The organism is Pseudomonas sp. RHF3.3-3, assembly GCF_048069595.1.
Classification (GTDB): Bacteria; Pseudomonadota; Gammaproteobacteria; order Pseudomonadales; family Pseudomonadaceae; genus Aquipseudomonas; species Aquipseudomonas fuscovaginae_B.
The window spans coordinates 4,501,637-4,522,404 of sequence record NZ_CP182250.1; the positions used below are offsets into that span (position 1 = coordinate 4,501,637).

The window sequence follows — 20,768 nt, forward strand, 5'->3', positions numbered from 1 at the left end:
GGCTGCCGGCCCCACCGGCAGCCCACCGACGAGGCCGGGCGCGCATGCACAGCATTCCCCTCCAGGAAATCGCCCAGCATTGCCTGGGCGCCTTCACGCAACTGGTCCCGGCCAGCCGCGCCGCCTTCTACCGCGTCGACCGCGACCTGCAGGCCCGTGATTTCCGCCTGCTGCGCATGACAGGCGAGATGCACCGCGACTACCTCGACCACTACCGTCAGTTCGATCCCCTGCAACCGCGCAACTGCCTGTCCAGCGGGCTGGCCGTGGTGCCTATCGGGCTGGCCATGACGCGCCAACCCAGACGCGACAACCAGCGCTATGCCGACTTTCTGCGGCGCCACGGTATCGTCGACGTGGTGGAGATCCTCGCCCATCGCGCCGGCCACCCCCAGGCCGCGATCTCGCTGCTGCGTACGGCCGACCTGGGGCCCTTCGACACCGAACAACTGGCTCGACTCCAGGCCCTGCAATCACTGCTGCAACTGGCGGTCGCCAACCTGCAGCCCTGCGAGGACCCGCTGCTCGACCTGACCCCCAGGGAGCGCCAGATCGCCCACCTGCTGCGCCAGGGCGCCAGCAACAAGCAACTGGCCCAGGAGCTGGAGGTCAGCCTGGCGACCATCAAGACCCACCTGATCAACCTGTTTCGAAAGACCGGTGCCAGCAGCCGCACCGAACTGGTGGTCCACCTCTTTTTCTAGCCCACCTCAACCATCCGGTTGATAGGCGGGCAAAGCCGCCAGCGGCATGATCCGGCAGGTCCATCCAAGCAACCGGAGCTTCATCATGACCGCAAACAATAAAGACTGGATCACCGTTGGCGCCCTGGCCGACGGCTTCGCCCCGCAAGCCTTCATCCTGCCGAATCTGGCCGACCTGCAAGGCAGGACCTTCACCCTGCACTTCGCCAATGGCTGGCAGATCGAGCACCGCTTCGAGCGCGAAACCCTGTCCTGGAACGCCGCCGACGGTCACTCCAGCGGCACCGCGAACTATCGGGCAACCTCCGTACGCCCCGGTCTGTACCTGGTGGATTTCATCAAGCACGAAAGCGGCCAGGCCTGGTCGATCAGCCTGGTGCTCGACACCGACAACGCCGCCTTCACCGCCGTGATCGGCCGCATGCCGAGCGCCGAGCAGACGCGCGAAGGACTCTACAGCCGCGCCCTGGCCGGCAAGGACCTGACCACGGTCGAGGCCGAGTTCCTGCATGGCAGCCTCGACCGCCCCTGGCGGGAGGGCCTCTGCCCCCACGCCCCGACCAAAGAACTGAGCGGCCTGCGCAACCATTACCGCTACAGCCCGAGCGAAGTCTACGAACACATCTATCTCAACGACCGGTTCTACACCTGGCAGTGCCTGGAAGGCGTGGAAAAGGGCCTGTGCGATACCGATCGCTGCCATTACTACAAGATCGCCGATCAACTCTACCTGTTCGTCTGGCGCGAAAAGATCGTCCCGACCCTCGGCCTGGTCTTGATCGACCTGCAACAGCACCGCAGCGACGGCAAGATCTTCGGTTATGCCGGCGCCTCCTTCGACGAGCTGTCGAACTTCCCGGTCAGTTCCTACTGCCAGGTCCTGAACCGCACGGAGTACCCCGATGCCTGAACCACGGACCCTCATCATCACCGGTGCCGGAACCGGCATCGGCGCGGCCTGTGCCCGGCTGTATGCCGCGCAGGGCGACAACCTGGTGCTGATCGGCCGGCGGCGCGAACCGCTGGAACAGGTCGCCAGGCAAACCGGTGGCCTGGTGCTGGTCGGCGATGCCGCCAGCCCGGATGCCTGGGACGACTTCATCGCCCGCATCCGCCAGCGCTATGCCCGCCTCGATGTGCTGCTGGCCTGTGCCGGCGGCCACGGCCTGGGCAGCGCCACCGAGACCACCCCGGAAGGCTGGCAGGCGGCGCTGCGCAGCAACCTCGACAGCGCCTTCTACAGCGCCCGGGCCTGCCTGCCCCTGCTACAGGAAACGGCTGGCAACATCGTCCTGATCGGCTCGATCGCCTCCCTGGCGGCGGGCCCGGAGGTGTGTGGCTACACCACGGCCAAACATGCCCTGCTCGGCCTCAACCGCTCGCTGGCCAGGGACTATGGCCCCCACGGCGTGCGGGTGAACGCCGTATGCCCGGGCTGGGTGCGTACGCCCATGGCCGATGAGGAAATGCAGCCGCTGATGGACCGGCACGGCGAAACCCTGCAGCAGGCCTATGCCCGGGTCTGCGCCGACGTACCGCTGCGCCGCCCGGCCAGTGCCGAGGAAATCGCCAGGGTCTGCCGTTTCCTCGCGTCCGACGACGCCTCGATCATCACCGGGGCGACGCTGGTCGCCGACGGCGGGTCGAGCATCGTCGACGTGCCGACCCTGGCTTTTGCCCACAAGGAGCCCGCCCATGCCTGAAGACCTGGATTTCAGCGGCCGCCATGTGCTGGTCACCGGCGGGGCCCAGGGCATCGGCCGGGCGATCGTCGAAGCCTTCGCCCTGCGTGGCGCCCACGTGGTGATCGCCGACCTGCGCCTGCCTCAGGCCCGGGAACTGGCCGACGAGTGGCAGGCCAGGGGCTGTCGGGTCGAAGCCTTGTACGTTGACCTGGCGAATGCCAGCGCAGTGTTCGAGCTGGTCGCAAAACTGCAGCAGTTGGACATCCTGGTGCACAACGCCGGGTACTTCCCGCTGACGCCGTTCGCCGAAATCACGCCGGCGATGCTCGAACGCACCCTGGCGGTCAACCTCTCGGCGCTGTTCTGGCTGACCCAGGCGGCGCTGCCGCTGTTCCGGCGCCAGGGCCGCGGCTGCGTACTGGTCACCTCCTCGGTCACCGGCCCGCGGGTGGCCTATCCGGGGCTGAGCCACTACGCGGCGTCCAAGGCAGGCGTCAATGGCTTCATCCGTAATGCGGCGCTGGAACTGGCTGCCGACAATGTCCGGGTCAACGGGGTCGAACCGGGCATGATCGCCACGCCGGCCATGGACAACCTGGGTGATGCACAACAGAGCGCGGCGATCGCCAGCCGGGTGCCGCTGGGGCGGCTGGGCCAGGCGGCGGACATTGCCGCGGCCATGCTGTTCCTGGCCTCGGACCTGGCGGGCTACATCACCGGGCAGACGCTGGTGGTCGATGGCGGGGCGACCTTGCCGGAGGTGTGATCAGGCGCTTGCAGAAACAGGAAAGGGGCCAACTGGCCCCTTTTTTACGCCCGCCCAGTCACGCCGCGCCCAACGCCTGCTGCAGATGGCTGGAACGAAAATCCTTGGGCGACAGCTCGAACTGCTTCTTGAACGAACGGCTGAAGTGCGCCGAATCGGTGAACCCCCACTTGTAAGCGATCGAGGTGATCGACTCACTGCGCAGCAACGGGTTGGTCAGGTCATCGGCACTGCGCTTGAGCCGCGCCCGCTGGATGTAGCGGCAGACGCTGTCGTCCTGTTCCTCGAACAGGCGGTACAGGTGCCGTACCGAAATGTTCAGGCGGTTGGCCAGGCCTGCGGGACTCAGGCCGGGCTGACTCAGGGACTCGTCGATGACCTTCTGCACATAGCTGCGCAGGCTGCTGCCCTGCAGTGGCGTGGCCTCCTCTCCCGGGTCCTGGTCTTCCTCGAACGCCGAACCGAGCAACGACACGAAGGCCGACTGCAGGGCCTCGCCTTCAGCGGCCACGCCGGCGCCCACCGAGGTGTCCTTGCACAACTGGTCGACCAGCACGTGCAACATTCGTCCGCAGGCCTTGCTCGAGGAAATCTTGCCGAAGGTCCGCGACTGGCCGCCGAGCTGTCGGCACACCTCGTGGCGGGACAACGACAGCGAAACATGTTCGATCAGGCCGAACGGGCTGATCTCGATCGCCCCTGCCGAATCCATCAGCAGCAGGTCACCGGGCGCCAGGCGGATGCTCTGGCCGTACTGGGTGATCTGGCAATAGCCGCCACGCTGGCTGACCAGGAAGCAATCCTGCTCGTTGTCATGATCGGCATTGGGCCGATCACGCCTGATCAGCCCGGCATTGGTGCGCAAGGTCGCCAGCGGCAGACCCCCTCGGGAAAACTCGGACACCTCGCCGATGAACAGCGCACGGTGGCAGGCCAGCTCCGTGTCGAAATGACCACAGGCGGCACGCAGGTCGCGGTTCCAGGTTTCCAGACCGTCTGGCACGGATTGATGGATGCTCATGGGGCTCTCCACAGTGGCTTCTTGTTTTTGTTGCGCAATAGTTAACATGTTATCTATATAGGCGCAACAAGTACGTGAGTGCCCCCTGTACAAGCACTAAAGGTGCCAGGTCGGTCTTTTTCTCACAGCGTTCGCAACAACCGTTGCAACCCGGCCAGGGCCGCGAACAGGCTGGCGCGCTGCTCGCGGCTCAGGGCGATGTACCGGCGAAAGGCCGGCATCCGGTTGACCACCTCGCTGCCGCCCATGTGTTCCAGGCGTACGCACCACTGCCCCTGCGCCAGGTCGATGCGCAGGCGCTTGAAGTCCAGCGGCATCAGCGCCTGGTACAGGGCACTGCCCGGCTGCAACCCGGCCTCGAGTGCGACCAGCAGCGAATGCTCGCCGGAGCGCTGCCGGCAGCGAACAGCCGTGCGCCGAATCGCCCCGCCATGGTGCAGGTCGAAACGGGCCGTGCCCTCACTCAAGGCGGGTACCCTGAGCACGAACTCGGTCATGACCAGGTGCATGAACAACTGCGACTCGGTGCGCTCGACCACTTCCAGTTGCAAGCCATCATCCAGCGTGATCTGCGCCGAGCTCGGCCCGCTCTGCGCGAAACCGGCCACCGCCAGATTGCGGCGCAGGTGCTCCAGGGTGACTCCCGGCCGGTAGCCGGTCGGCGCACGATTGGCGCCGAACAGCTCAGACAGCTTTTGCAGCATGGTCGGCGTAGCCGTTGTGCGGGTGCCCCGGTTCATGGGCGAACTCCTTGGCCAGCACGTCTTCGACCGACGCCGGCTTGAATGGATTGACGCGCTGTACCACCAGCGTCCAGAACAGCGCATAGGCTGCGGTACCCGCGAGCATCACGCCGAACGGGATATAGATGTCCGCCGGGTTCATGCCCGGTGGCGTGATGAACCACATGCCCAGCAGGATACCGGCGCTGGAGACGATCTGCGGCAGCGGGAACAGCGGCGAACGATAGGCCCGCGGCAGGTCGGGACGGCGGATGCGCAGGATCACCACCGACAGCGTCACCAGCAGGTAGGCGAAGCTCCAGGCACACACCGCGGCCAGCACCAGGTGCATGATGTTGTCGGTATTGCCGCCCAGGTACAGCGCGTGCAGGCAGGGAATCAGCATCGCCACCAGGATGCACAGCAGCGGCGTCTTGAAGCGCGGGTGCAGGTAAGTGAAGACCTTGGGCAAGGCACCGTCGACCGCCATGCCGTAGAGAATCCGTGGCACCCCGGCCATCAGCGTATTGATCGTCGCCGCGCCGGCGAACAGGAAGCCCAGCCCCAGCCACAGCGGGCCGACATGCCCCATCACCTGCTCGGCGAAACGTGGAATCGCCATCGGCGTATCCAGCAGGTGCACCCCGGCGGTGGCATCGAGCAGCACGTTTTCCACCTGGCGCTTCATGGCCGCACCATAGATGAACATGCAGGTGGCGACGCCGAGCAAGCCGAGGATCATCGCCCGGGGCATGACCCTGGCCGAATTGCGCAGGTCCGGTGCCAGCGGCGTGACGAATTCGCAGCCGACGAACATGAACATCGCCATGCCCACCAGCGACAGCACCGTGACCGGGTCGGTGCCCACCAGCGATGCGCCGAACCAGCCGTCGAGCTGGACCGCCGGTGCGGCGATCAGGCCCAGCACACCGAACACCATCAGGGTGGTCCACATGCCGAAGGTCAGGATGATCTCGGCCTTGCCGAACACGCTGACGCCGAAGGCATTGAGAACACCGAAGACGATGACGAAGCCCACCCCCAGCAACCAGGAGCCGCCGGCCGACTCGGCCAGGGTGTTGAGGTGCTCGAAATTCACCAGCGCCATGACCCCGGACAGGATGGTTTCCGCGGTGCCGGCGAAGACATGGACGATCAGGTAGGCCGACAGGGTCCCGGTGATGGCGAAGAAACGGCCCATGCCGCAGTTGATGTAGTCGTAGACCGAACCGGTGGTCGGCAGCACCGAGGCGGCCTCGGCGAAGGTGGTCGCCTGGGCCAGCATCATCACCACGGCGATCAGGATCGCCACCGCGAAGGTACTGCCGCCAATGCCGAAGCCCATGGTCGCGGTGAGAATGACCGGGCTGGCCATGATCAGGCCGATGGTGCTGGCTAGCGCGGTGGGAAAACCGACCGTGCCACGTTTGAGGTGCTCGGTGAGTCTGTCGTTGATCGACATGGTGCAGATCCTCGAAGCGGATTGTTATTTTATGGATTTCGCGAACCGTTCGAGGAGTCGGCGATTACTCCTCCCTGCCTGTCCCTGAGCAAACGGCGCCGTGTACCCAGGCACTGTGCGCCCCGCCCACCGCGACCGTCTTGCCCCTGTCTGCCGGCGGTTTTGTTGCTGCCTGCCAGGGCTCGACGCCTGGCTGACAGGATCAATTATCTGGCACGCAGGTGAAAGACTTTGCCGTTCCCGGTCGTCCTAATGCGCACTCGTTCTACTGAGCTGTCCAACACGACCGGGGAAAACAATAATGGAGCAAACACTGAAAACGCGGGCGCTGTCCAAGGCCATCGGCCTGGGTATGACGCTGCTGTTCGTCAACTCGTCGGCCGGGGCCTTCGAGCTGTATGCCGATGGCGACACCAAGGTCACCGGCAACTTCCTGGCAGTCTACGGGATGTTCAACAGCCGCAAGAACTACGACGGTACCACCGGCGGTTCCAGCTGGCGTGAAGGGTTCATCAAGTACGGCCTGAGCATTGACCAGACCCTGGGCAACCTGGGCAGCGCCTATGGCACGGCCAACCTGGTCAGCTCCGCGACCTGGGGCGACGGCGACGCGGCCGGCCTGAGCGATGGCACCGAGCGCACGACGAAATTCGACGAGGCCTTCGCCGGCTGGCGCTCGGGCGACCTGTTCCCGGTGCTCGGCAAGGACGGCGTGGATGTGTCGTTCGGGCGCCAGATCATCACCCTCGGTGACGGTTTCATCATCAACGATGACGGCCTGAACTTCGGCAAGGGCCCGGCCGACGGCAAACTCAACCGCGGCGGCGCCTACTACCTGGCGGCGCGCCATGCGTTCGACCAGACGGCCGTCCTGCGCCTGGGCGGCAAGGACGGTGTGCATGGCAGCGTGATGTGGTTCAAGTCCGACAACCGCGCCCAGGCCAACACCGAGATGGCGGCCGGCACCCTGGAATACACCGCCGCTCCCGGCACCCTGGGGCTGACCTACCTCCATGGCATCAGTGTCGACGATCGTTATGCCAGCGCCTTCCAGAAGGAACGCGAAGGCATGGACATCTACAGCCTGCGCGGCGCCGGCAACGCCGGCATCGAACACGCGCACTTCGCCTTCGAATACGCCTGGCAGGACAAGGATGTCCGTACGGAAAAAGCCTGGTACACCGAAGCCGGCTACACCTTCGCCGACCTGCCCTGGTCGCCGGACCTGACCTACCGCTACAGCCGCTACTCCAGGAACTGGGACTCGATGTTCAACGGCCTCAGCCGGGGCTACGGCACCTGGTTCCAGGGCGAGGTGACCGGCAACTATGCCGGACCGTTCAACAGCAACACGGCGATCCAGCATGTGGCGCTCAAGGTCAAGCCGGTGGAGCCGGTGACCGTCGGCGTGCTGTTCTTCGACTACAAGACCCTGCACAAGCAGGATGCCCTGAACCTGGACGGCCGCGAGCTGGACCTGTATGCCGAATGGGCGGTGAATGAACACCTGATCGTCACCCCGCTGCTGGGCCTGTACAAGCCGGACAAGGACGCCAGCAACGGCGGCAACCAGGTCGGTGGCAACGGCACCAACGTCTACAGCCAGGTCACTGTCGCCGTACCGTTCTGATCCCCCTTCCGGGAGCGGCCTGCACCGCTGCCCAGGCGCCCGGCAGCCACAGTCAAGCGGCCGGGCAGCCACAGTCAAGCCAACCCGGCGCTCCTTGAATACCCTCGGGCTTTTCCGCTGCCTCCCTCAGGAAAACCCCATGAGCGATATCGCGCTGCTGCCCCAAGTCGAAGCCTTTCTGCGTCGAAGCCCTGCCCTGTTCATCGACGGTGTTGCCGTCCCGAGCCACTCCAGCCGCACGCTGGAGGTGATCAACCCGGCCACCGACCAGGTGATTGCCCGGGTGGCCGATGCCGACCAGGCCGACATCGATGCCGCCGTGGACTCGGCCCGCCGCGGTTTCCGGCAGTGGTCGCAGACCGCCCCCGCGGTGCGCGGCCACGTGCTGCTGAAACTGGCCGACCTGCTGGAGCGCCACCGCGAGGAACTGGCCCAGCTCGAAACCCTGCAGTCGGGCAAGATCATCCAGGTGGCGCGCGCCTTCGAAGTGGACCAGGCGGCCCACTTCCTGCGCTACTACGCGGGCTGGGCCAGCAAGATCAGCGGCCAGACCATCACCCCGTCGCTGCCCTCCTTCGCCGGCGAGCGCTACAGCGCCTTCACCCTGCGTGAGCCGGTCGGCGTGGTGGTGGGCATCGTGCCGTGGAATTTCTCGACCATGATCGCCATCTGGAAACTCGCCTCGGCACTGGTGACCGGTTGCAGCATCATCATCAAGCCCAGCGAGTTCACCCCGCTGACCATCCTGCGCATCGCCGAACTGGCGATCGAAGCCGGCCTGCCGGCGGGCGCGCTGAACGTGCTGACCGGTGGCGGGCCGGTCGGCAAGGGCCTGATCGAACACCCCGGCACCGACAAGGTGTCGTTCACCGGCTCGGTACCGACCGGCATCGCGGTGGGCCAGACGGCCATGGGCGCCAACCTGACCCGCGCCACCCTGGAACTGGGCGGCAAGAACTCCGCCGGTTTCCTGCGCGACGTCGACCTGGACAAGGCGGTGGATGGCATCATCGAGGCCGGTTTCCTGCACTCCGGGCAGATCTGCGCCGCCGCCGAGCGCTTCTTCGTCCACCGCTCGCAGATCGAGCCGATCATGGACAAGCTGTCCCAGCGCCTGAGCCGGCTGAACATCGGCTCGCCCCTGGATGAGCGCACCGAGTTCGGCCCGGTCACCAACCGCCAGCACCTGCTCAAGCTCGAAGGGTTCTTCGCCAGGGCCCGGGCCGAGAACAACCACATCATCCACGGCGGCAAGCTGATCGAGCGGCCCGGCTGCTATGTCGAGCCGACCGTGATCCTCGCCAACAGCGTCAACGACACCCTGCTCAACGAGGAAACCTTCGGCCCGATCGCCACCTTCCTCCCCTATGACACCGAGCAAGAGCTACTGGAGCTGATGAACAACACGCCCTACGGCCTCAGCGCCAGCCTCTGGACCCAGGACCTGGGCAAGGCCCTGCGCATGATACCGGCCATCAACGCCGGCACGGTGTGGGTGAACATGCACACTCTGCTCGACCCGGCGGTGCCGTTTGGCGGCAGCAAGGCTTCCGGCATCGGGCGCGAATTCGGCGATGCCTTCATCGAGGACTACACCGAGCTCAAGTCGGTGATGATTCGTTACTGAGGCACGGGGCGCGCGGCTTTGGAATGAACGTCAGGGGGCTCCCGAAACCGCGGAGCACTCTGGCATGTTCATGAAAACCTTCACGAAAATGTTAACTCTTGCGAGGCCCCGACCACGTAACAGCTCTATATCATCGTTCCCTGGAACGCTGGAACCGGCCCTGGATCGAACCCTTTATCCAGGCCGGCTCCGGTACATCCGCCCCAAGAGCAATGGAACGAGCGATGTCAAAACTGCAGATCAACTCGAAACGCACCTGGCTGGCGTCCGTCGCGATCATCGGAATTGCCGCGACGCTGACCGCCGCGTTCGCCTGGACCGCCGGCTGGATCGGCACGCGCCCGACCAGCAAGGGCCTGGTCGGACAAACACCGCCCTCCTTTCCTCCCGGATTTCGCCGCGCCCATGGCAAGGGCATGTGCTTTGCCGGGACGTTCAGCAGCAGCCGGGAAGCGCACACCCTGTCGACAGCGCGGGCGTTCAGCCAATCGCCAGTGCCCGTCATCGGCCGCTTCTCGATCGGTGCGGGCAACCCGCACGCCGCCGACAATTCGACCGGCACGGTCAGCATGGCGCTGCTGCTGACCACCGACGACCAGCAGCAATGGCGCATGGCGCTGAACAACCAGCCGTACTTCGCCACACGCGACGCCGAAGGGTTCAGCGCCCTGCTCAAGGCGACCGCCGCCGACCCGGCGACCGGCCAGCCAAACCCGCAGCGCCTGGCGGCGTTTCTGAAACAGTACCCGGAGGCGGAGAAATTCCTCGCCTGGCGAGCAAAGGCCCCGGCGCCCGGCAGTTTTGCAGGGGTGGAATTCTTCGGCATCAATGCCTTCGAGCTGGTCGACGCCCAGGGGCAACGGCAGGCGGTTCGCTGGTCGATGCGTTCACGCCTGCCCTTCCAGCCGCTGCCCAACGAGCAGAAACCCTCGGCAGCCCATGACTTCCTGTTCGACGACCTGCGCCAGAAGCTGGCGCAGCAGCCGCTCTACTGGGACTTGGTGCTGCAACTGGCAGAGCCTGGCGACCCGGTCGACGATCCCTCGCAGCCCTGGCCGGCGCAGCGCAGGCAAGTCGTGGCCGGCACCCTGGAAGTCACCCAGGTCACCGACCAGGCCACGGGCGCCTGCCGCGACGTCAACTATGACCCGTCGATCGTTCCGGCGGGCATCGAGCCCTCGAATGACCCCGTGCTCAGTGCCCGCTCAGGCGCCTATTCGCACTCGTTCAACCTGCGGCTGGGCGAGATCGGTCATGGCCAGGCCAGCGAAGCCATCGGCAAGCAGGAGGAAAAGTGAAAATGACCGGGCACAATCACGCTTTCAACCGCCTCGCGCGATGGCTGCACTGGCTGATGGCCTGCATGGTCCTCGCCATGCTGTTCATTGGTGTGGGCATGACCACGTCCCTGACCTATCGGATCTGGCTGATCGACCTGCACCGGCCGCTCGGCATCGCCATCCTGGCCCTGGTAGTCATTCGCCTGGCCAACCGCTGGCGTCATCCGCCACCGCCCCTGCCGGCCAGCCTGCCCCGTTGGCAACAGCGGGCGGCGCTCGCCTCGCATGCCCTGCTGTATGCGCTGATGCTCGGGCTGCCGCTGCTGGGCTGGGCGCTGCTGTCCGCCGGTGGCTACCCGATTGTGCTGATCGAAGGGTTCAACCTGCCCGCGATCATCCCGGCCAACCCTGTTTCCTATGCCTGGCTGCGCGATACCCACGGCTGGCTGGCCTGGTTGCTGTACTTCGTCGTGATCGGACATCTCTCGGCGGCCCTGGTACATGCCTGGATCTACCGGGATGGAGTGTTCTCCAGCATGGCCAGGGGTGCGGGGAACTCCGACTGACGGGGGGTGGTTTCACCTGGCTGAAGCCGGCGCGGTCGAGGGCTGTCCCTGGATTTCCCCCGCCAGGGCGATCCGCGCCCCGCATGGGCACCAGTATTGATACCATGATCGGCCTAGGCCTCAGGTCGAAGCCCCGCGCCGGCAGACCTGACTCACATACCTGCCCGCGAGACTCCCATGACGGATGAACCCCTGCGCCGCTCGGTCGAAGGCGCTTCCCCAGCCCGCCTGCGCTTCGCCCAGAAATTCAAGCAGGCTCGCCGGGCCGCCGGCTTGACTCAGGCGGACGTGATGAACCGCTCCGGCGTGCAGCGCAGCACCCTCTCGGACATCGAGCAAGGCAAGCACAACGTCACCATCGACATGATGGACCGCCTGGCGAACGCGATCGGCTATCCCCTGGCCGAGCTGCTCTAACCCCCTCTCATCCACCCAGAATGAAAAGTGCACGGCGCCGCTTGCAACGCCAAAATGTCGGATATATCCTACATTCGCGTTGGCTGATACCCCACGGCCAACCGCAACGTACAGGAGCGTCAGGCCAATCGGCAGGCCCGTCAGGACAGGACGGCCGGATGCATTCACCATTGATTCGCAGGGCGGCGAGCAATTAATGAAAACATACGACCTCATCGGTATCGGCATCGGTCCCTTCAACCTCAGTCTCGCCGCATTGGCGGAACCGACCGGCCTGGACACCCTGTTCCTGGACAAGCGGGACGCCTTTGCGTGGCACCCCGGGATGCTCGTATCCAATGGCCAGCTGCAGGTTTCACCGCTCAAGGACTGCGTCACCCTGGCCGCGCCGACCAGCCGCTATTCCTTCCTCAACTACCTCGCCGAGCATCGCCGGCTCTACAGCTTCATCAACAAGGGCGGTGCCTGCACTTCCCGCAAGGAATTTGCCGACTACTACGGCTGGGTCGCCCGGCAGCTCTCCAACCTGAGGTTCGCCCAGCAAGTGCTGGATGTCGTCGAATGCAATGACGGCTACACGGTCGTCACCGCCGAGCAGAGCTACCACGCCAGGGCCGTCGCCATCGGTGTCGGGATCAGCCCGCGCGTGCCCGAATGCGCTCGCCCCTGGCTGGGTGACTCCATCTATCACGTGGCGGACTTCCTTCATCGCGAAGCCTTGCGCCCCGGCGAGCACGTGCTGGTGGTCGGCGGCGGTCAGAGCGGCGCCGAAACCGTCGAGCAACTGCTGGGCACACCAGCGCTGGGTGGTTTCACCTGGGTCACGTCGCGCTCGAACCTGTTCGCCATGGACGACAACGCGTTCGTCAACGAGGCCTTCTGCCCCGCCTACAACCAGCGTTTCCAGAACCTGCCCATGGCCCAGCGCAGCCACGCGGTGCAGCAGGAACGGCTGACCAGCGACGGAATCTCGGCAGACCTGTGCAACCGGCTGTACGAGCAGCTCTACGAACGCCGTGTCGGCCAGGAGCCACGCCCTCCCATCGATATCCTGCAAGCCGCCGTGCTCGATGGGCTCGAACCGGATGGCCGGCGCTGGCGCGCGCGGCTCAGGTCACTGAGCAGCGGGAGCCAGCGCACCCTCGTGGTCGACCGGGTCATTCTCGCCACCGGCTTCCAACCCTGCCCGCAACCCTATGTCGATGCGCTGCTGGCCAAGGCCCGGCGCGATGGCGGGCTGCCGCTGATCGACGCCAACTACTGCGTGCAATTCGCCACGCCGATGCCGGGGCCTGTTTATTTGCAGAATCGCAGCCTCGTCCAGCACGGCCTGCAGTCGGTGAACCTGTCGATGGTGGCCTACCGCAACAGCCGCATCCTCAACGACCTGCTCGGTTACGAATACTTCCAGGCCGAACCGGACACGCCGATGTTCAGCCATCTCGATGCACTGCCCGAAGCGCCAGCCCGTCACCTGGAGCCCCGACACGCCCTCAGCCTCGTGCAGTACTGAGTTGCCGCCCACACCGCCAGAGCACCGCGCCATGCCCGAATCCACCGAGCCATTGCCCGACCGGCTGCCGTCAGCCGCCTTCCTGCCGTTCCTGATCGCGGGCGTGATCATCGCCGGGGCCTACGGTTCGAGCTTCCTGCTGCCGGAATACCTGCAATCGCTGGGGTTCGACAACGCCACGATCGGCCGGGTGATCTCCACCGGGATGATCACCACCATCCTGTGCTGCTGCCTGGCCGGCTGGACGGCGCAGCGCATCGGGGTGATGGGCAGCATCACCGTCGCCTGCGCCGCCATGGCCCTGGCGATGCTCGCCTTCGCCTGCGTGCCGCTGCTGCCGGGCGCGGCGTATCCGGGCGGGCTGTTGCTGGGCGTGGGCTGGTCGGTGTTCTACATCCTGGCGCCCTTGCAGATCATCCATCACCTGCGCCCTGCCGCCCGCCTGCAGTACTTCACGATCATGTCCGGGGCCCAGATGGCCGGGCTCGGCCTGACCACGCCGCTGGGCCATCTGGTGGTCAAGGCCAGTGCCAGCTACAGCCTGTTCTACGTGCTGCTGGGTATCGCCTGCCTGGTGTCGGCCGTGTGCGTCGTGCTGGCGGGCCGGGCCATGACCGACCTGCCGAAAGCCGCGACCCGGCAGGTCTCGCTGCGCATCGTCGACCTCAAAGCCCTGCTCGGCAGCCGGGCCGCCCTGCCGATCGCGATGATCGTGCTGGGCGCCTGCATCTTCTCCGGCCTGTCCACCTACCAGGCCAGCTACGCGCAGATCCGCCAGCTCAAGGCGGACAACTTCTTCATCACCTTCACCCTCACCAGCGTGCTGCTGCGCTTCTCGGTGGCCCGCTCGATCGGCCGCCTGCCGTTGCAACGCCTGGCGATCGGCCTGTTCCTGTTCACCAGCGTGTCGCTCGGGCTGTTCCTGCTCAACGACGGCAGCACGCTGATCTACCTGCTGGCAACGGTGGTCTTCGCCATCGGCTATGGCCTGAGCTACTCCACGCTCAACAGCCTGGCGGTCAACGAGGCGGAAGCCAACGGGCTGTCGCCGGCGGTCACCTCGCAGGTCTTCACCCTGGGTTACTTCATCGGGCTGTTCGGGTTCCCTTCGATCGGCGGCGCGATCATGAGCCGTTGGGGTGTCGATTGGGTCCTGGCGTGCCTGCTGGTGGCCGCGCTGGCCAACCTGGTCCTGATGGCGAGCACCCGCGCCAGCAAGATGCTGGCGGTTTGAAAACTGGTCAATCACACGTAAAGGAGTAGCGTTGATGTTGTCTGAAGCTCAAAAAAACCAGTGGCACGAAGAAGGCTATATCAGGCTGGAAGGGTTTTTCCCGCCCGAGGACGTGGCGCGGCTTTGCGAATTCACCAACGAAGTCAGCCGCTGGGACATCAGCGACGATCGCTGGATGATGTGGTTCGAGAAGACCGACAAGGGCGAGCGCATCACCTCCAAGGTCGAGAACTTCATCGAGTTCCACCCAGGCCTGCAGCAGGTGCTGCTGCAGGACGAGCGCATCACCCGCACCGTCGAACACCTGCTCGATGAAAAGACCCGCCGCCTCAAGGAACTGCTGATCTTCAAGTACCCGGACAGCGGGGGTTTCCGCCCGCACCAGGACATCTATCACATCCCGCACAAGCTCAAGGAGCGGATGGTCCATGCCGTGGTCGCGGTCGCCATCGACGACGCCGATGCCAGCAACGGCGGCCTGTTCTTCAGCCCCGGCCAGCATAAACAGGGTGTGTTTCCCATGGACGAAGGCGGCGTGATCCTGCCGGAAGTCGCCAAGCAGTTCAGTTGGGAAGAAACCCCCTGGCGCGCCGGCGACATCTTCATCTTCGATGACTATGCCCCGCACTACTCGCTGCCGAACAAGAGCGATCGCTCCCGCCGCACCCTGTACCTGGTGTATCAGCGCGCCTCGACGGGCGGCCCGACCCGTGACGAATACAACGCCATGAAACGCGCCTACAACCCGCCGGAGGGCCGTGTTTCCGATCTCGACAACCTCAAGCCGTCCAACGGCATCTTCTACCGCGACTGAGTGACTGGATGAGGCCACCATGCATGTAAAGCCGATTGAGCCGCAGATGATGCGCCCGGAGTACGGCGTACTGGTCTGCCGCCTGCTGGATCACCTGCCCGCCACCCTGAGCCCGGCGTTCGGCATGTCGATCGTCGAGGTCGAGCCCGGTGGCGCGGTCGACCTGCACTCGCATCACGAACATGAGGTGTGGGTGCTGATGGAAGGTGAAGGCATCTTCCAGGAGCAGGAACGGCAGATGCCGGTGGCCGGTTCCATGCTCTTCTACATGAAGCCGCATATCGCGCACTCCATTCGCAATACACATTCACAACAGCCGCTGAAATTCCTGGCCGTCTGGTGGGATTAACATGACCGACACACAAAAAACCTATTTCGTCTGTCCCGCTCCGCCCTGCCCCAACGGCAAGCTGCACCTGGGGCACATCGCCGGCGTCTATCTGCTGACCGATATCTACGTGCGCTTCCAGCGCCTGGCCGGACATCGCGCCTTCCACATCACCGGCTCCGACGAACACGGCACCTACACCCTGGTCAAGGCGCAGAAGCTGCAACGACCGGTCGATGAAGTGGCCCGGATGCACAACCACGAGATCCTCGCCTGCCTGAACGCGCTGGGCATCGAACCCGACGAGTTCGTGCGCACCAGCAGCGCCGATCACATCGAGAACAGCCTGGGCATCTATCGGGCGCTCAAGGACAACGGTTTCATCACCATCAAGGACGGCGTGCAACTGTACTGCGAGCACTGCGCGGAGTTCGCCGCCGACTCGCTGGCCAGCGGTACCTGCCCGGACTGTTCGGCTCCGACCGACAGCAACCTGTGCGAGCACTGCGGCCTGGCCGTACCCCATGCGCGCCTGCAGCAGCCGCGGCACGCGCCCTGCTCGGGGCCGCTGACGCTGAAGCCGATCCGCCAGGCGCACCTGGATATCGAGAAACTGGCGCCGACCCTGCAACGGGCGATCGCCGACAGCCAATGGCCGCAAACCATCAAGGACCTCGAACTGACCTGGCTGCGCGAGGCCCTGCGTACCCTGCCGATGTCCCGTCACTTCGAGCGTGGCGTGGTTCTCGGCGACGGCGAGGAGGTGGCCGGACAAACCCTGCTGACCTGGTTCGAAGGCCTGTGGTGCTTCGATACCGGCATCCGCCGGCTGTGCGCACGCGAAGGCACCGACTACCGGCAGGTCATGGCCAGCCCGGACACCCGGGTGGTGTTCTTCATGGGCCAGGACAACCGCTTCTACTACACCGTCGGCGTCACCGCGAGCCTGCTGGGCCGGGGCTTCCCTGCGCCCTACAACCAGAGCATCCAGGATTTCTCGACCCTCGAAGGTGCGAAGTTCTCCACCAGCCGCGATCACGTGATCTGGGCCGATGAAGTGGCCAGGGTGATCGACCCGAACATTCTGCGCCTGTACCTGGCGAGCATCGCCAAACCCTTCGGCAACCAGGACAACGAGTTCGAACTCGAGGGCCTGATGGCCACTGCGCGCAAGCTGCACGTCTGGGAAGCGTCCCTGCGGGCTCATGCCGATGACGCCCGGGAGGTGGTCGACGAACCCCTGCCGCCGTCCCTGGCCGAACAGCTCGGGCGCTACACCGCCGCGATGGACGGGCTGGCCTTCTGGGAGGCACTGCGGGCAATCGACGAGTTCCTCGCCAACGCCGACATCACCCTCGCCTCACCCCGCTGGCAGGCCGGCCAGGTATCGGCCCTGCTGGGCATGCTCGCGCCCTTCATCCCGGACTGGAGCCAGCGCTACGCAACGCTGTACTTCGGCCCGGACTGGACGCCGGCAACCGGCAAGCTGTCGTTGCCGGCGCTACCGCTGCCGCAAGCGGCGTTCCCGATGATCGAGGCGCAGATCCCCGATCACTACGTTCGCGCCTACCAGCAGCGTTTCCGCGCCGCCGCCACCGCCTGAGGCCGAGGAGAAAGCCATGCATTCGTCACGCAGTCAACGCGCCAGCCACTTCGGCGCGTTCGATTACTCAGCGACCAAAGAGGTCATCAACTTCGCCATCGGCATGCCCGATCCGCAGACCTTCGCCGGTGTCCCACTGCCGGCCTCGCCACTGCCGGAGACCGGCGTCGGCCTCGGCGACCTGCTGCAGTACACCGACTCCCTGGGGCTTCCCGAACTGCGCCAGGCCGTTGCCCGGCGCCATGGGGTGGCCATGGAGCAGGTCCAGGTGACGGCCGGGGCCTCCCAGGCCCTGACCCTGCTGGCCGACCTGCTGATCGATCCGGGCGATATCGTCCTGACCGAAGACCCCAGCTATCTGGGGGCCCTGCGGATCTTTTCGGTGGCCGGGGCGAAGATCATCCAGTTGGGTATGGACCGTGATGGGGTCAACCTCGATGAGCTGGCCCACGCCTTGACGACCGCCAGCGGCAAGGTGGCGCTGTATTACACCTCGCCGGTCTTCCACAACCCGACGGGCTGCTGCTTCTCCATCGAACGCATGCAGGCCGTGGCCCGGTTGCTCAGCCGTCACCAGGTCCCGCTGGTCCAGGACCTGGTCTACGCCGAACTGCCGTATCAGCCCCTGCGCCCGGAGGTCCTGCCGGCCGGCCAGGGGGTGATCAACGTGCACAGTTGCTCGAAGATCGCCGGGGCGGGATTGCGGGTCGGCTGGGTGCTGGCAGATCCCGAGGTCATCCGCAGCCTGGCGCAACTCAAGCTCGATGGCGGGGTCAGCCCGCTGGTCAGCAACCTGGTGTTGAGCCTGCTGCGCAACGAGGCGTTCGAGGCGCACATCGAAGACCTGCGTGAACACTACCGGACCCGGCGCGACCTAATGGCCGACCTGCTGAAGTCCTGCACGTTCTGCGTGCAGGACTACCTGGTACCCACCGGCGGTTTCTCGTTCTGGGTCAGGATTGCCGACGATGTCGAACCGGCAGCCCTGATCGACAAGGCCCGGGCGCTGGGCAACGTGCGCCTGTCCCACGGTGTGCACAATGGCCCGCAGTCGCAGCGCCATGTGCGCCTGTGCTTCAGCTACCTGTCACCCGCGCAGATCCGCCAGGGCCTGCACCTCATCGAGGAAGCCTACCGCTCCCTGCGGCCCTGATCACCTCGCCTGGATCCCGATCGCGCTCGGCGGCCAGGCGCTGGAAAAACGCCAGGGCGCGCGGATCGCCGGCGTAGGCGACATTGATCCGGATCCAGTCGCTGTGCTGGCCGTCCAGGTAGTAGGCATCGCCGCTGGACAGCATCACGTCACAGGCGGCGGCAAGGGTATTGAGCCGGGCAAAGCTGAACGGCGGGCAGCGCGCCCAGACGAACATCCCGCCCACCGGCTCGGCGAAGGTTTCCCAGCCATGGTCCTCCAGGCGCTTGAGGGTCTGGGCCATTGCCTTGTCCAGGCGCTCGCGCAGCCGTTGCACCAGTTTGCGATAGGCGCCATTGCCCAGCAGCGTGGCCACCACGCTCTCGACAAACCGCGAGGTGCCCATGCTCGTCACCGACTTGAGCTGGGCCAGGTGCCGAACCCGCTGCGCACTGGACACCAGGTAACCGACCCGCAACGAGCCGCTGAGGGTCTTGGAAAAACTGGCGACATAGATCACCCGGTTCTGGGAGTCCAGGCTGGCCAGACGTGTTCCGGAACCGTTGTGCAGGTCGGCGTAGGTATCGTCCTCGACGATCTGGAAGTCGTGGATTTCCGCCAGTTGCAACAGCCGATGGGCGATCGCCGGACGCAGCGAGGTGCCCGTGGGGTTGTGGTACATGCTGTTGATGAACAGGCACCGCGGCCGATGGCATTGCAGCAGGGCTTCGAGCTGGCGGATATCCGGCCCGTCCTGCTCGCGCGGCACGCTCAGCAGGCGGATGCCGCTGGCTTGCAGCAGATGGAACAGATTCGGGTAGCCGGGGGATTCGACCACCACGCAGTCCCCCGGCTTGAGCAGGCTCCTGACCAGCAGGTCCATGGCGTGGCTGACCCCCTGGGTGGTGAGGATCTGCTCGTGGCCGACCCGAACGTCCATGCGTTCGAGGCGCTTGTGAATCTGCTGGCGCAGCAGCGGCAGCCCCAGCGGCGTGCCGTAGCTGAACAGACTGTCGGGGTCGGTCCGGGTCACCTGGCGAATGGCAAAGCCGATGGCCTGAGGCTCGCGCCAGTCTTCGGGCATCCAGCCGCAGCACAGGTTCAGCCGGTTGCTGCAGAACTGGGTCAGCGGCTGCCAATGCGCATCGTTGATCGTCTGCTCGTCGGGCGCGCCGGCACTCTCGGTGGCGGCCTGTTCGGTCAGGAAAAAGCCCTTGCCCTGGCGCGATTCGAGGATGCCCATCGATACCAGCCGGTCATAGGCCTCGATGACCCGCGAATGGCTGACCTGCTTCTCCCGGGCCAGTTGACGGATCGACGGCAGGCGCGTGCCCGGCCGCATCCGCTGGGCCTCGACCCACTGGCAGATGCCATTGACCAGTTGCTGCGTCAGGGAAAGGTCATCGTCCTTGCTCACCGTGAAGTCTTTCACTGGAACATCCACTGTTCGGTCTTATCAGGGGAACAGTTAACCATAAAAGGGCTGGAACTGTTACTTGTTGTGTCACCAGACAACGCCGATAGTGGGTGCCGCCACAGCGTCCAGAGCGCTTGCACAAGAACGGGAAACAGGGAGCCACCCCCGCGTGGAATGCCGGATATCGCAGAGGTTTCGATGCTTGAAGTGAGCGCAGAACAGTTGGGCAGAACACCCGTGACCGTCGGTACGATAGCCGCCGGCAGGCACTTCGGGGAACAGCTGGAGGCACTGGACCGCCTGTTCACGGTGGGCCACGGCCTGACCCTCGAAGCGTCCCGTTGTGCCGTATTCCTGCTGGGCTGGTTCTACCCTGGCGAGGTGGGCGGCATCGACCTGTCGCTGGTCGCCTGGAAAGTCTCGCCCGCCGTTGCCGCCGACATGGCGCTGGTCTTTCAACTGATGGTGCAACTGCAGCAACGTGGTGTCGGCGTGTCCCAGCTCGGCCTGGAGGACAGAGCCCGCGCCCTGCTGGCCGCCTGGTTCCCCGAAGTGCTCGGCCTTGCTCCGCGGCCTCCGGCCGGCACAGAACTGAAGGCCTTCCGCCGCCGGCACGACCTGACCCCGCAGGCCTGCGCCGAACTGGTCAGGGTACCGACCGCCCTCTACAAGGAGTGGGAGCAGGACTGCCACCCGATCCCCCTGACGCTGTGGATCGAGCTGCGCACGCTGATGGGCGAGCGCCGCCTGCGCTCGACACCGCGCGGGGTGGCGATGGAACGGGCGATGCCGGGACGCTTCGCCTGACGCGGTACCCCGCTACCGCCCCGGGCTTGCCGGGTTGTCA

20 protein-coding genes are annotated in these 20,768 nt (G+C 65.5%); 16 read left to right on the forward strand and 4 right to left on the reverse strand.

The genetic code is table 11. From position 1 onward, the window contains the following. The first annotated feature begins 44 nt into the window (after positions 1–44). The 4 genes from ACMGT0_RS19815 (at position 45) to ACMGT0_RS19830 (ending at position 3,155) form a co-directional block, all read left to right on the forward strand. On the forward strand, positions 45–704 hold the full coding sequence (locus ACMGT0_RS19815) for a helix-turn-helix transcriptional regulator (protein ID WP_416769407.1): 660 nt from the start codon (positions 45–47) through the stop codon (positions 702–704). Positions 705–789: 85 nt separating this feature from the next. Next, positions 790–1,614 carry a molybdenum cofactor biosynthesis F family protein gene (locus ACMGT0_RS19820; protein WP_416769408.1) on the forward strand — a complete coding sequence of 275 codons (825 nt, stop codon included), beginning with the start codon at positions 790–792 and terminating at the stop codon, positions 1,612–1,614. Further along, positions 1,607–2,407, forward strand: coding sequence for an SDR family NAD(P)-dependent oxidoreductase (locus tag ACMGT0_RS19825; protein ID WP_416769410.1), 801 nt, complete (start codon positions 1,607–1,609; stop codon positions 2,405–2,407). The genes ACMGT0_RS19820 and ACMGT0_RS19825 overlap by 8 nt, the downstream gene beginning before the upstream one ends. Beyond that, complete coding sequence (locus ACMGT0_RS19830; protein ID WP_416769412.1) at positions 2,400–3,155, forward strand: SDR family oxidoreductase; 756 nt, start codon at positions 2,400–2,402, stop codon at positions 3,153–3,155. Before ACMGT0_RS19825 ends, ACMGT0_RS19830 begins: the two co-directional genes overlap by 8 nt. A 58-nt stretch (positions 3,156–3,213) precedes the next feature. On the opposite strand, the gene feaR is transcribed toward ACMGT0_RS19830, so the two are convergent. From feaR to ACMGT0_RS19845, 3 genes are all read right to left on the reverse strand, one after another. Then, positions 3,214–4,176, reverse strand: coding sequence for a transcriptional regulator FeaR (feaR, locus tag ACMGT0_RS19835; protein WP_054057517.1), 963 nt, complete (start codon positions 4,174–4,176; stop codon positions 3,214–3,216). Between the two features lie 122 nt (positions 4,177–4,298). Further along, entirely contained in the window at positions 4,299–4,880 is a 582-nt protein-coding gene (locus ACMGT0_RS19840) for a DUF3156 family protein (protein ID WP_054063663.1), read from the reverse strand. Beyond that, complete coding sequence (locus ACMGT0_RS19845; RefSeq protein ID WP_054057519.1) at positions 4,861–6,360, reverse strand: APC family permease; 1,500 nt, start codon at positions 6,358–6,360, stop codon at positions 4,861–4,863. The genes ACMGT0_RS19840 and ACMGT0_RS19845 overlap by 20 nt, the downstream gene beginning before the upstream one ends. A gap of 301 nt (positions 6,361–6,661) precedes the next feature. Here ACMGT0_RS19845 and ACMGT0_RS19850 point away from each other — a divergent pair, with 301 nt between their 5' ends. The 11 genes from ACMGT0_RS19850 to ACMGT0_RS19900 all read left to right on the forward strand — a co-directional run bounded on the left by ACMGT0_RS19850 (position 6,662) and on the right by ACMGT0_RS19900 (position 18,525). Next, on the forward strand, positions 6,662–7,990 hold the full coding sequence (locus tag ACMGT0_RS19850) for a hypothetical protein (protein ID WP_054057520.1): 1,329 nt from the start codon (positions 6,662–6,664) through the stop codon (positions 7,988–7,990). 139 nt (positions 7,991–8,129) lie between these two features. Further along, positions 8,130–9,617: an aldehyde dehydrogenase family protein gene (locus ACMGT0_RS19855; RefSeq protein WP_416769415.1), complete on the forward strand. Its 1,488-nt coding sequence runs from the start codon at positions 8,130–8,132 to the stop codon at positions 9,615–9,617. 224 nt (positions 9,618–9,841) lie between these two features. Then, positions 9,842–10,915: a catalase family peroxidase gene (locus ACMGT0_RS19860; protein WP_416769416.1), complete on the forward strand. Its 1,074-nt coding sequence runs from the start codon at positions 9,842–9,844 to the stop codon at positions 10,913–10,915. Positions 10,916–10,917: 2 nt separating this feature from the next. After that, positions 10,918–11,463: a cytochrome b gene (locus ACMGT0_RS19865; RefSeq protein ID WP_416769418.1), complete on the forward strand. Its 546-nt coding sequence runs from the start codon at positions 10,918–10,920 to the stop codon at positions 11,461–11,463. Positions 11,464–11,640: 177 nt separating this feature from the next. Continuing rightward, entirely contained in the window at positions 11,641–11,880 is a 240-nt protein-coding gene (locus ACMGT0_RS19870) for a helix-turn-helix domain-containing protein (RefSeq protein ID WP_416769420.1), read from the forward strand. Between the two features lie 196 nt (positions 11,881–12,076). Then, entirely contained in the window at positions 12,077–13,393 is a 1,317-nt protein-coding gene (locus tag ACMGT0_RS19875; protein ID WP_416769422.1) for a lysine N(6)-hydroxylase/L-ornithine N(5)-oxygenase family protein, read from the forward strand. Between the two features lie 31 nt (positions 13,394–13,424). Beyond that, positions 13,425–14,627 (forward strand): MFS transporter, encoded by a 1,203-nt coding sequence (locus tag ACMGT0_RS19880; protein WP_416769424.1) that lies wholly within the window; start codon positions 13,425–13,427, stop codon positions 14,625–14,627. A 34-nt stretch (positions 14,628–14,661) separates the two neighbouring features. Further along, complete coding sequence (locus tag ACMGT0_RS19885) at positions 14,662–15,441, forward strand: phytanoyl-CoA dioxygenase family protein (protein WP_054057527.1); 780 nt, start codon at positions 14,662–14,664, stop codon at positions 15,439–15,441. Positions 15,442–15,460: 19 nt separating this feature from the next. Further along, positions 15,461–15,790, forward strand: coding sequence for a cupin domain-containing protein (locus ACMGT0_RS19890; protein WP_054057528.1), 330 nt, complete (start codon positions 15,461–15,463; stop codon positions 15,788–15,790). A 1-nt stretch (position 15,791) separates the two neighbouring features. After that, positions 15,792–17,372, forward strand: a complete 1,581-nt coding sequence (locus ACMGT0_RS19895; protein WP_081005906.1) for a class I tRNA ligase family protein — start codon at positions 15,792–15,794, stop codon at positions 17,370–17,372. 16 nt (positions 17,373–17,388) lie between these two features. After that, a complete protein-coding gene (locus ACMGT0_RS19900) occupies positions 17,389–18,525 on the forward strand; it encodes a PLP-dependent aminotransferase family protein (RefSeq protein WP_054063657.1) in 1,137 nt (378 codons plus the stop codon). On the opposite strand, the gene ACMGT0_RS19905 is transcribed toward ACMGT0_RS19900, so the two are convergent. Beyond that, a complete protein-coding gene (locus tag ACMGT0_RS19905) occupies positions 18,491–19,936 on the reverse strand; it encodes a PLP-dependent aminotransferase family protein (protein ID WP_054057530.1) in 1,446 nt (481 codons plus the stop codon). The two genes, ACMGT0_RS19900 and ACMGT0_RS19905, sit on opposite strands and share 35 nt — an antisense overlap. A 183-nt stretch (positions 19,937–20,119) precedes the next feature. Between ACMGT0_RS19905 and ACMGT0_RS19910 the strand changes: the two genes are divergently transcribed. Then, the gene (locus ACMGT0_RS19910) at positions 20,120–20,728 is read left to right on the forward strand and encodes a DUF7673 family protein (protein ID WP_152973063.1); all 609 of its coding nucleotides are present in this window, start codon (positions 20,120–20,122) and stop codon (positions 20,726–20,728) included. Positions 20,729–20,768: the final 40 nt, after the last annotated feature.

Excerpts from the sequence above, each read along its gene's own strand:
- ACMGT0_RS19815 (WP_416769407.1), top strand. The coding sequence starts at position 45 with ATGCACAGCATTCCCCTCCAGGAAATCGCCCAGCATTGCCTGGGCGCC.
- ACMGT0_RS19820 (WP_416769408.1), top strand. The coding sequence starts at position 790 with ATGACCGCAAACAATAAAGACTGGATCACCGTTGGCGCCCTGGCCGAC.
- ACMGT0_RS19825 (WP_416769410.1), top strand. The coding sequence starts at position 1,607 with ATGCCTGAACCACGGACCCTCATCATCACCGGTGCCGGAACCGGCATC.
- ACMGT0_RS19830 (WP_416769412.1), top strand. The coding sequence starts at position 2,400 with ATGCCTGAAGACCTGGATTTCAGCGGCCGCCATGTGCTGGTCACCGGC.
- feaR (WP_054057517.1), bottom strand. The coding sequence starts at position 4,176 with ATGAGCATCCATCAATCCGTGCCAGACGGTCTGGAAACCTGGAACCGC.
- ACMGT0_RS19840 (WP_054063663.1), bottom strand. The coding sequence starts at position 4,880 with ATGCTGCAAAAGCTGTCTGAGCTGTTCGGCGCCAATCGTGCGCCGACC.
- ACMGT0_RS19845 (WP_054057519.1), bottom strand. The coding sequence starts at position 6,360 with ATGTCGATCAACGACAGACTCACCGAGCACCTCAAACGTGGCACGGTC.
- ACMGT0_RS19850 (WP_054057520.1), top strand. The coding sequence starts at position 6,662 with ATGGAGCAAACACTGAAAACGCGGGCGCTGTCCAAGGCCATCGGCCTG.
- ACMGT0_RS19855 (WP_416769415.1), top strand. The coding sequence starts at position 8,130 with ATGAGCGATATCGCGCTGCTGCCCCAAGTCGAAGCCTTTCTGCGTCGA.
- ACMGT0_RS19860 (WP_416769416.1), top strand. The coding sequence starts at position 9,842 with ATGTCAAAACTGCAGATCAACTCGAAACGCACCTGGCTGGCGTCCGTC.
- ACMGT0_RS19865 (WP_416769418.1), top strand. The coding sequence starts at position 10,918 with ATGACCGGGCACAATCACGCTTTCAACCGCCTCGCGCGATGGCTGCAC.
- ACMGT0_RS19870 (WP_416769420.1), top strand. The coding sequence starts at position 11,641 with ATGACGGATGAACCCCTGCGCCGCTCGGTCGAAGGCGCTTCCCCAGCC.
- ACMGT0_RS19875 (WP_416769422.1), top strand. The coding sequence starts at position 12,077 with ATGAAAACATACGACCTCATCGGTATCGGCATCGGTCCCTTCAACCTC.
- ACMGT0_RS19880 (WP_416769424.1), top strand. The coding sequence starts at position 13,425 with ATGCCCGAATCCACCGAGCCATTGCCCGACCGGCTGCCGTCAGCCGCC.
- ACMGT0_RS19885 (WP_054057527.1), top strand. The coding sequence starts at position 14,662 with ATGTTGTCTGAAGCTCAAAAAAACCAGTGGCACGAAGAAGGCTATATC.
- ACMGT0_RS19890 (WP_054057528.1), top strand. The coding sequence starts at position 15,461 with ATGCATGTAAAGCCGATTGAGCCGCAGATGATGCGCCCGGAGTACGGC.
- ACMGT0_RS19895 (WP_081005906.1), top strand. The coding sequence starts at position 15,792 with ATGACCGACACACAAAAAACCTATTTCGTCTGTCCCGCTCCGCCCTGC.
- ACMGT0_RS19900 (WP_054063657.1), top strand. The coding sequence starts at position 17,389 with ATGCATTCGTCACGCAGTCAACGCGCCAGCCACTTCGGCGCGTTCGAT.
- ACMGT0_RS19910 (WP_152973063.1), top strand. The coding sequence starts at position 20,120 with ATGCTTGAAGTGAGCGCAGAACAGTTGGGCAGAACACCCGTGACCGTC.